Source organism: Deinococcus sp. Arct2-2 (genome assembly GCF_004801315.1).
Lineage (GTDB): Bacteria > Deinococcota > Deinococci > Deinococcales > Deinococcaceae > Deinococcus.
This window is the reverse complement of sequence record NZ_SSNW01000061.1, coordinates 26,314-35,656: the sequence shown is the minus strand read 5'-3', so window position 1 is coordinate 35,656 and position 9,343 is coordinate 26,314. Positions and strand designations below refer to the sequence as shown.

Here is a 9,343-nt window from a genome sequence, read left to right as displayed (position 1 = left end):
CCCACGAAGTACACTCGACTCATCAGAGTGGTGCGCTAGCAACTTGAACTCGCCAAATTATAGTAAAATTTAAGAGTGCTTCCAATTAAAGAATAAACCAAAACAGCGTAAAGCCAGATCATAGCTTCTAACATGCCTAAAGGAAAATCATCTGGCGTCGAATAGAGGATGAGAGTGATAAATTTAGCCAATAGGAAAAATCCGCACACAACCAACATAGACATGTAAGGCCATTCGCTTGCAGAGTTTATGCGGAGGCCACACCATGACACCAGAAACCCCACAACGAGGATGGAATAGATGTATGCGTTATAGATGTGATGACTCAGACCATCGTTGGTAAAGGCGATGGTACTGATAGAAATCAAGCAAACGATAGGCAGGATAATGGAGCCAGCCAGCCGCCTTGCGCGGGACAACGAGTCGCTAAGCTCTAATTGTGTTTGCCTCGCGCTGTCTGGCATCAGGCTGAGTATAACTGAGTTAGATGGTCATTTGAGCTGATCTACCCCATCCGATCTACGCCATCAGCGTGCCCCCGGACACTCGCCCCGGCCCCTTGCGCCTATAGTCCAAAGCGATATGGCGGAAACGATTAATCAGTGGGCAGTCATTACTATCGTCCTGAGCGGCATCGCGCTGTGTTTTGGCGTGTTCTTTATTCGCAATCACAACCGCGAAGCGCATATGCGGGCCATGATCGTGGCCAGCAGCTTTGCCACACTTTTCTTGGTGCTGTATCTGACCCGCTTAGGCCTCGGCTACGAGAAGAAATACGCAGGCCCGGAGCAGTGGCGTAGCGCGTATTTTGCGCTGCTCATCAGCCACATCATTCTGGCGACACTTAATTTGCCGCTGGCGTTGGGCGCTCTTTGGAACGCTTACAACGGGCTTAAAGCAGCGGGCAATTTGGGCAACATAGATGCTCCTGCCGCCCGAAAATTCTTCAATCGTCACCGCGCTTGGGTGCGCTGGACGGTTCCGGTGTGGCTGTATGTGGCCGTGACAGGCTGGATTATTTATCTGGTACTTGGGCGCTTCGGTGAAGTCGTGAAGGGGTAAACGGACGGCTGAGCGGGCACAAGTTTACTTTGTAGGTGCTTAGTCTAAGGGTCTAATAGAGTAAGGTTTAAGGTGCTGGGGCGGGAGCGATGCTGTGTGAGAGAGCTTTTCGCCCCCGCCCTTTTCTGTTCTTATACCAAATTAAAATGAGTCCAAAACATGTTTGATCCAGGGGAAGAGGGTGAGCGATTTGACTTCCTGGGGGTTGTGCTGGAGCCGGACACACTCTGCGGCGATCAAGTCCTCGACCTCTTGAAGGGTGTTGAGCGTCTGGTTGGCGATGGGCAGTTTCAGCTTGGTGACCATCGGTTCAGCGGGGGACAGTTCCGGCGTATACGCTGGAAAGGGCAGGAGGAAGAGATTCGGCGGCACCTCGAGTTTCTGGCTGGTATGCCAACCGGCCTGGTCGAGCAAGAGGACGATGAGTTGCTGCTGGTGTGGATCGACGGCCCGGCTGAACTCGTCCAGCGCGACTTGCATCAGAGGAACGCTGACACTGGGAAAGATCAGGAAATCGCTCTGTCCCGTGAGGGGTTCAACAAAAATATAGGTATACAGCCACTGATATCGACGGCGCTGAGCGATGACTGGCCGCTGACCCCGAAGCGCCCAGAGGCGCTTCAGCACGGGTTTCAGACCGAAGCGCCCTTCATCCTGCACCCACAGCCGAACCTGCTTCTCCGGGTACGCGGCGCGTGCAGTTCTCAGGGCCGCTTCGACTTTTTTATCCAGATCGCCTGTCCCTCCGGCGCGGCTGCCTGAACATGAGTCGGACGCGGTACCTGCACGGTGAACCCCAGCTTTCTCAAGTAGCCCCAAGCACACACCGACGTCATTTCCACTTTAAATTGCTCGTGGACGTAGGCTTGCACGTTCTGGCTCGTCCAGAAGCCACCCGTTTCGGGTGGCTTCTGGAGCGCACTGAACAACACCTCTTGTTGTTCCACAGTGAGCGCAGGAGCGGATTTGTTCCAACGGCGTTTGTCCACCACCGCCGCTGGCCCATCTTCGTTGTACGCCCGAATCAACGTGCTGATCGTGGTGCGCGAAAAACTCGTCACCGCTTTAATCTCTGGAATCGACAGTCCTTTGCTGTTCAGCCACAAAATCTGCCAGCGGGAGCGCTCCACCGCTCGCTCGGACTGGCGATAGGCCAACTCCAACTCGTCGGACGTCTGATGCGGGAACAGCGAGGCAGGTCTCATATTCGTGACTCAGTTTAATCCCGTATTTGACCCTTCGTCCCTTGATCCTTAGACGCCTTCCCCCCCGCCCTGCTACCGTGAGGCCATGAAACGCAGCGTGCCCGAACTGATGACTGCCGCCGAACCGTTGGTGATGGTCACGGCCTACGACTATCCCAGCGGAATACACGCTGAGCGGGGCGGGGCCGACCTGATTTTGGTGGGCGACAGCCTCGGCAATGTGGTGTTGGGTTACGACTCCACCGCCCCTGTGACCCTGAATGATATGATTCACCATGCCCGCGCCGTGCGCCGGGGAGCGCAAGCCACCTTTTTGGTGGTAGATCTGCCGTTTGGCACGTACCACACCGGAGTCACCGACGCGATGCGGGCCGCTGTGCGCGTGATTCAGGAAACGGGGGCCGACGCCGTGAAGATGGAAGGAGCCACCCCCGAAGTGCTGGACGTGGTGCGGGTGCTGTCTCGCAACGGCATTCCGGTGATGGGACACGTGGGTCTGATGCCCCAAACCGCCACCGCACAGGGCGGCCTAAAAGTGCAGGGCAAAGACGAGGAAAGCGCCCGCCGTACCGTAGACGGCGCACAAGCCCTGCAAGACGCCGGAGCCTTTGCCGTAGTATTGGAGGCCATTCCCGCACGCTTGGCCCGCCTGATTACCGAGCGCCTGACCGTGCCTACCATCGGCATCGGCGCGGGCGTGCATTGCAAGGGCCAAGTGCTGGTGTACCACGACCTCTTGGGCCTGTACGAGGGCGACGAAAAGAAACTCGCCAAACGTTACGCTGAACTGGGCCGCGAAGCCCGCGAAGCCATTGCCACCTACGCCGCCGAAGTCCGGGCCGGGCAGTTTCCGACCAAAGAGCAGAGCTTTGTGATGAAGGATGATGTGCTGGGCAAACTGTACTAGTACTACAGTCGCACTTGCCATACAGCTGCGACGCACACGGCGCTTCTCTTGGTTCTTGCGCGAGGGCAAAGTCGATGGAATCAAAGAAGCCTGCACAACTGCGACTGTAGTACTAGGAACTGTGGGGCGTAGGTTGTGAGCTGTAGGACGGGATGGAGAGCAGTTCTCTCACAACCTACGGCCCACGTCCTACAACCTACCTAAACCCCGCAGCCCCATTCCAGCACCCGCTTCATCGTCGCCTTACCCGCGCTGCTTTGCCAGACCGTCGTGCCTTCTCCTTCGTGTACGTAGTCGTCGAGCAGCACTTCCATGCTGCCGTCGCCGTTCAGGTCGGCCACTGCGCCGATGCGCTGGGTCAACATTTCTGGAAAAGCGTCTGGGAGCGGGGCGACTTTGAAGATACGCTCGCCCAGAACACTCGTTTTTACGCCGTTGGGCAGGGCTTCGCGCACCAGCACCAGCGAATATTGCCCTGCCCGGTTTGCGTAAATGCCGTTCATGATGCCTTCCCTAAAGGTCACCGGGTCGCTGGCCGCTACCATCAGAATGTCGTCCCGTCCATTGCCGTCCAAGTCCGTGCGGAGCAGTTGCACGAGGCGCGGTGCGGCAGTCAAGCCCCGTTTTTTCAGTTCGGCAGATACGATGGCAAGGTAAGAGGCGCTGTTGAGCGGGAGGGCGGTAATGGGGCGAGGCACCGGATTCCACGGCGCACTCAGGGCGTGGGCCGGAAACACGGTCTTTACGGTGGTCAGGTAACGGGTCTCGCGCACCCAGTCGCAGGGATCATTGGTTTCTATTCGCCCGCCTATAGTCGCCGCCCCCAATTTGCCCGTTGGCCCCAGTACGGTTGCCTTCACCATCGCCTCTATTTGTTGGCGTGCCAGCGGCCCCAACGATTCTCCGGGCGTCCAGCGGCGGGCAGTTGTGGGGCCGTCCAGCGTGCCTTCAACCGAAGCCGTATTTTCTACCAGCCGGAACAAGATGGCGCGTGGAGCGGTGGTAGGCGGCGTTGCGGCGGGCGTGCCCTGAGCCGGAGCCAGTGAGACCAGAGCCGTCGAGATGACAAGTGCAGTCAGGAGCAAGGTGGGGCGGCGAATGTCGGGCATGGCAAAACCTCCGGGGCAGGGTAGATGCCCCATCCTACTTGGCCCGACATATGGCAAAACGAACCCCCCACCGCGCCCAACGAACCTTTTTAGGGGCGTTGGGCGCGGTGGGGGTTGCTAGCTAAATTGAAGCCGCGTGTAAATCCCCCAGTTTGCTTCGCAGCCAGCCCCCCTTAGAGGGGAGCAAAAGAGCAGTTGTCCTCCCCTCTAAGGGGGGGCGTTGCGTGAGCAACGGGGGGGTTCACCCATAATCTCAGTCCCTCAGTTCCAGCGCCCGCCCCGCTGCTGACGTGTTTCCTGCTCCGGCGCGGCGTAGGTTTCTTCGGCCCGGCTCAGTTTCTTGCGGCCATACAGCCCTTCCAAGATGAACTCGGCGGCGCTGACCCGCACGGCGTCGCTGTTGCTGTCGGCAATTTCTACGGCCAAGTCACGCAAGCCCGGAACCTGTGCGGTGGCTTTCATGCCTGCAGCGGGGTCGCCGCCCTGAGGGAAGCGGAACACGTTGCCGTCTTCAAACCACTTCTCTAGGTCGCGGGTGTCGGCGCTGGCGTGGCGGCGGGCGTACACGGCTCCGGCGGCCTTGCGAATCACGTCGCGGGCCACCTGATCGGCTCCCTTCATCTCGCCCTCGTATTCCAGTTCCATCTTGCCCGTAATGGCGGGAAGGCCCGCGTACACGTCACTCACGCGCACCACAGGGTGGCCGTCTCCAGTCAGGCTGCGGCGTTCGGCGTTGGCGCTCGCCACCTCCATCAGGCTAATCGGGAGGCGCTGAGACACGCCCGACAGCTTGTCTACGCGGCCATCTTCGCGGGCCTGAAATGCAATTTCTTCGATCAGTTCGGCCATGAATCCGGGCACGGTCACGTCGTCGCCGCGCACCGCTTCCTGCTCCGTAATGTTCATGCCGAGGCGAACGTCAGTGGGGTAGTGGGTGCGAATTTCGCTGCCGATGCGGTCTTTCAGGGGCGTTACGATTTTGCCGCGTGCCGTGTAGTCTTCCGGGTTGGCGGAAAACACCAGCATCACGTCAAGCTCTAGGCGAATCGGGTAGCCCTTGATCTGCACGTCGCCTTCCTGAAGGATGTTGAACAGCGCGACTTGTACTTTGGGCGCAAGGTCGGCCAGTTCGTTCACGGCAAAAATGCCTCTGTTGGCGCGGGGCAGCAGGCCAAAGTGCATGGAGCGCACGTCGCCCAAGCTGGTGCCGAGGCGGGCGGCCTTGATGGGGTCGACGTCTCCGATGAGGTCGGCCACCGTCACGTCGGGCGTGGCGAGTTTTTCTACGTAGCGGTCAGCGCGGGGCAGCCAGCGAATGGGCAAGTCCAGCCCGTGCGCTTCCAGCAGGGCGCGGCCTTCTGCACCTACCGGATTCAGGGGATCGTCGGGCATTTCTACACCCGAAATCACGGGAACAAAGTCGTCCATCAGGCCCGTGATGGCCCGCAAGATTCGGCTCTTGGCCTGACCGCGCAGCCCCAGCAAAATAAAGTTTTGGCGGGCCAGCAGCGCGTTCACCAGTTGGGGAATCACGGTATCGTCGTAGCCGACTACGCCAGGAAACAGTTCTTCTCCGCTGCGCAGTTTCAGCATCAAGTTGCCGCGAACTTCGTCGTGCACCGTGCGGCGCACGCCATCAAACGGAGTGCGGCCCTGAAATGCGGGCGTCTGGAGCAGTTCTTTCAGCGTCTGCGCTGCGGGAGTCTGAGTTGCGTTGTCGTGCGCCATCCCTGCCGTCGTGTGGGGTGCAGTCATGTTGGCCGGAAGGTATCACGCACTTTGGGGGCGGAATGTGCGGCTTGCTGGAGAATCGGGGTTGAGCGGCGTCGTTTGGGGAGTCTGCCTTACGACGGCGAGGCCGAAGCTGCATTGCTGCTCTCCTGTGCCTGCTGGTCTTCCAGAGTCTTATAGGCGCACACCGCACTGAGGGCCGCCAACAACACCGGAGCCGTGCCAAAGCTGATATCTACATCTTTGCCATCCAACACGCCGCCGATGCGCCCACTGAGGCTCGTTCCGCTGGCCTGTAGCCGCACGTCTTTCCCCATAATTCGCCCTGAAAATCGCCCGTGAATCTGTGAGCCGTTCAGGGTCAAATCCAGATTGTCGCCTTCAATCCGCCCGCCGAGGCGCACATCTACGCGCTCACCCTTCAAAGTCAGGCGAATATCTTTGCCCTCAAAACCCCCGCCGATGCGCCCATGCAATTCCGAGCCGTTCCAGTCGGCCTGCACGTCATACCCTTGCGTAAGGCCGCCAATGCGCCCGCTGATCTGGACTCGGTGTTCAGTCATGGACGTAGTCTGACACGGCCTATGCTCCGTGCCGCTGCCCTAGCTGACGCCCACACCATTGCCCTGCACCGCTACCCCGCCGAGGCCGACGCGCAGGAACGGCCCATCTACGCAGGGTGGGTGGAAACAGCCATGCAGCGCGGGCTGCACTTGGGGTTCCTGACTGTAGGAAATGCGGGAGAGGTGATCTCCGGCGCGGGCCTGACCCTGCTGGAGTGGGGGCCGACGCGGGGTGATCCGCAGCCGTTTCAGGGCCGAATTGTGAATGTTTGGATACACCCCGATCACCGCAGGCAGGGCCACGCCCGCGCCGCCGTGCTGGCCTGCCTGAACGCTGCCCAAAGCCGGGGCATCTCGCGCCTCAGCCTCGGCACCACGCCCCAAGCCCGCGCCCTGTACGAGTCGTTGGGCTTCCGGGCCAGTGGGGGAGAGCTGGGCCATATCTTGACGGCGGGCCGACTGGAATAGACCGGACGGAAAGGCCAGCCCCCAAGCCCGCGCTATCCTGCACCCCATATGTCTCAGGTGTCGGGTTCTCAGGGGTTGGGCTACCAAACAGTGATCGGGTTAGAGGTCCATTTGCAGTTGCGGACGCGCACCAAGATTTTTACGGCGTGTCCTGCCGACTATCACGGGGCCGGGCCGAACGAATTCACCGACCCGATGGTGCTGGGCCTGCCCGGTGCGCTGCCCACCCTCAACCGCGAAGCTGTAGAACTGGGCATGATGTTCGGCCTCGGCCTCAACTGCGACGTGTCAGGCTTTACTCAGTTTCACCGCAAAAACTACTTTTACCCCGATTCGCCCAAAAATTTTCAGTTGTCGCAATATGACCGCCCGATTGCCCGCGACGGCTACCTAGACGTAGAGGGCGGGCGTGTGCGGATTACCCGCGCCCACCTAGAGGACGATGCGGGCAAGCTGCTGCACCCCACCTACGCGCCCTACAGCCTGCTTGACCTGAACCGCGCTGGCTCGGCCCTGATCGAAATGGTCACCGAGGCCGACATCACCGGGCCGGAGCAGGCCCGCGCCTTCCTAGAAGCGGTGCAGGCCATCGCGCAGGCTCTCGGCGTCTCGGACGCCACGCCGGAAGAGGGCAAGATGCGCTGTGACGTGAATATCAGCGTGCATAAGCCGGGCACGCCTTGGGGCACCAAAGTAGAGGTGAAGAACCTGAACTCGTTTCGCAGCGTGGCCCGTGCCATCGACTACGAAGCGGCGCGTCAGGCCCGCGTGCTGGACGGCGGCGGCAGCATTACCCAAGACACGCTGGGCTGGGATGAAGGTGGCCAGAAGACCTTCCTGATGAGAACCAAAGAGGGGGAGGCCGACTACCGCTACTTCCCGGAGCCGGATCTGCCCCCGCTGGACATCACGCCGGACTGGATTGAGCGTGTGCGGGCGCGAATGCCCGAACTGCCCGCCCAGAAGCGCGCGCGGTATGTGGCAGCGGGCGTGCGCGAGGCCGACGCCGACACCCTGAGCTTGGATGTAAATCTCAGCCGCTTTTATGACGAAGCGTTGTCGGAGAGTCCAGCACCGGATGCACAGCGGTTGTCGAACTGGCTGCTCACCGAAGTCACCGGATTCCTAGCCGCCAGTGAACAGGGCATCCGTGACACGGCGCTTCAGCCCGCGCATCTGGCTGCGTTGGTGCGCCTGATCGACGCCGGAACCATCAGCGGCAAAATTGCCAAAGATTTGCTGCCTGACGTGATGGCGGGCCACAACCCAGCAACGCTGGTGCAGGAGCGCGGGCTGATGGTGGTCACGGATACTGGAGCCATAGACGCCGCCATAGACGCTGCAATGGGAGCCAATCCCAAAGCCGTGGAACAGTTCCGCGCCGGAAACGCCAAAGCCGCCAATGCCTTGTTTGGCCCGGTCATGAAGGCAATGGGCGGCCAAGCCAAGCCCGAAGTCGTGCGGGATCAACTGCTGAAAAAGCTGGCCGAGTGAGAACCACGAGGATTCACTGGCTTTCACTTCCCACACCTCACACCCCACCCGCCCGCTATGGCTGACGAAATGAAAGCCCCGGCCCCCAAATCTGCCCCCAATGCCGATGCTCCCCGCTGGCGTTCGTTGGCGTTGGCGGCGCTGTGGGTGCAAGTGGCGTCTCTGTTCGGACTGGTGGCGTATGTGCTGTGGCGCGGCAATGCGGCGGGCGGGCTGGATGAACTGGTCTGGCTCAGCGCCTTCGATTCTTTCCTTGCCGCACTGGTGATGTGGTGGTGGACAGCCACGTTTGCTCGCGTGACGCTGGGGCAGGCCATTCCCACCGAACCCCTGCCGGGGCCAGATGCACCGGGTTCAGGGCAACTCCGGGCGCTGCGGGCCACGTTTCCTTGGCTGACCGCGCTGCGGCTGTCGCTGTGGTTCCTCACCGTCCTCGGCGTCATGAACGAGTCGTCGCTGGAAGCCAATCCGGTGGCCCTGACGGCCCTGCTGACCGTATGGGGCGCGGCCATTTTTGCCAGCAACGCCATGTACGGCAGCCTTGCACGGCTGGCAACCAACCCTGCCGAAGCCATTGACCGCGAGCGGTTGCTGGGGTGGCTGAACCTCTCGGCGGCCCTCGGCGTCGCCATGACGGTGTTCAATGTCGTGCCCATCGCCGGATTCAGCACTATTCCTACCCTTACCAGCCAATTGGTGTACGGCTTGGGGGGCGTGCTGGACGTGGTGGCAACGTTGCTGGCGTTCCGGGCCGTACAGACCATGCCAGCGGGCACTGCGACGGCTCGACAAACAGCGGGCTAG

At 60.7% G+C, this 9,343-nt stretch carries 11 protein-coding genes; 5 read left to right on the top strand and 6 right to left on the bottom strand.

Going from position 1 to position 9,343, the window contains the following annotated elements; genetic code table 11:
• Positions 1 to 35 precede the first annotated feature (35 nt).
• Positions 36 to 464 carry a hypothetical protein gene (locus E7T06_RS19570; RefSeq protein WP_136367441.1) on the bottom strand — a complete coding sequence of 143 codons (429 nt, stop codon included), beginning with the start codon at positions 462 to 464 and terminating at the stop codon, positions 36 to 38.
• Positions 465 to 582: 118 nt separating this feature from the next.
• Between E7T06_RS19570 and E7T06_RS19565 the strand changes: the two genes are divergently transcribed.
• On the top strand, positions 583 to 1,062 hold the full coding sequence (locus tag E7T06_RS19565; RefSeq protein ID WP_136367440.1) for a DUF420 domain-containing protein: 480 nt from the start codon (positions 583 to 585) through the stop codon (positions 1,060 to 1,062).
• 141 nt (positions 1,063 to 1,203) lie between these two features.
• Here the strand turns inward: E7T06_RS19565 and E7T06_RS19560 are convergent, their stop codons facing one another.
• Positions 1,204 to 1,881, bottom strand: coding sequence for an IS630 family transposase (locus E7T06_RS19560; RefSeq protein ID WP_168733673.1), 678 nt, complete (start codon positions 1,879 to 1,881; stop codon positions 1,204 to 1,206).
• Positions 1,767 to 2,267 (bottom strand): winged helix-turn-helix domain-containing protein, encoded by a 501-nt coding sequence (locus E7T06_RS19555; RefSeq protein ID WP_136367438.1) that lies wholly within the window; start codon positions 2,265 to 2,267, stop codon positions 1,767 to 1,769. The genes E7T06_RS19560 and E7T06_RS19555 overlap by 115 nt, the downstream gene beginning before the upstream one ends.
• Before the next feature lie 85 nt (positions 2,268 to 2,352).
• On the opposite strand from E7T06_RS19555, the gene panB reads away from it, so the two are divergent.
• Positions 2,353 to 3,174, top strand: coding sequence for a 3-methyl-2-oxobutanoate hydroxymethyltransferase (panB, locus tag E7T06_RS19550; protein WP_136367437.1), 822 nt, complete (start codon positions 2,353 to 2,355; stop codon positions 3,172 to 3,174).
• Positions 3,175 to 3,374: 200 nt separating this feature from the next.
• Here the strand turns inward: panB and E7T06_RS19545 are convergent, their stop codons facing one another.
• The 3 genes from E7T06_RS19545 to E7T06_RS19535 all read right to left on the bottom strand — a co-directional run bounded on the left by E7T06_RS19545 (position 3,375) and on the right by E7T06_RS19535 (position 6,577).
• The gene (locus E7T06_RS19545; protein ID WP_136367436.1) at positions 3,375 to 4,283 is read right to left on the bottom strand and encodes a hypothetical protein; all 909 of its coding nucleotides are present in this window, start codon (positions 4,281 to 4,283) and stop codon (positions 3,375 to 3,377) included.
• A gap of 261 nt (positions 4,284 to 4,544) precedes the next feature.
• Positions 4,545 to 6,011 (bottom strand): sigma 54-interacting transcriptional regulator, encoded by a 1,467-nt coding sequence (locus tag E7T06_RS19540; protein ID WP_136367446.1) that lies wholly within the window; start codon positions 6,009 to 6,011, stop codon positions 4,545 to 4,547.
• Positions 6,012 to 6,127: 116 nt separating this feature from the next.
• Complete coding sequence (locus tag E7T06_RS19535) at positions 6,128 to 6,577, bottom strand: hypothetical protein (protein WP_136367435.1); 450 nt, start codon at positions 6,575 to 6,577, stop codon at positions 6,128 to 6,130.
• Between the two features lie 21 nt (positions 6,578 to 6,598).
• On the opposite strand from E7T06_RS19535, the gene E7T06_RS19530 reads away from it, so the two are divergent.
• Genes E7T06_RS19530 through E7T06_RS19520 form a run of 3 tightly spaced genes read left to right on the top strand, consistent with a single transcriptional unit; the run spans position 6,599 to position 9,343 of the window.
• On the top strand, positions 6,599 to 7,045 hold the full coding sequence (locus tag E7T06_RS19530) for a GNAT family N-acetyltransferase (protein WP_136367434.1): 447 nt from the start codon (positions 6,599 to 6,601) through the stop codon (positions 7,043 to 7,045).
• Positions 7,046 to 7,093: 48 nt separating this feature from the next.
• Positions 7,094 to 8,539: an Asp-tRNA(Asn)/Glu-tRNA(Gln) amidotransferase subunit GatB gene (gatB, locus tag E7T06_RS19525; protein WP_240741188.1), complete on the top strand. Its 1,446-nt coding sequence runs from the start codon at positions 7,094 to 7,096 to the stop codon at positions 8,537 to 8,539.
• 57 nt (positions 8,540 to 8,596) lie between these two features.
• Positions 8,597 to 9,343, top strand: a complete 747-nt coding sequence (locus E7T06_RS19520) for a hypothetical protein (protein WP_136367433.1) — start codon at positions 8,597 to 8,599, stop codon at positions 9,341 to 9,343.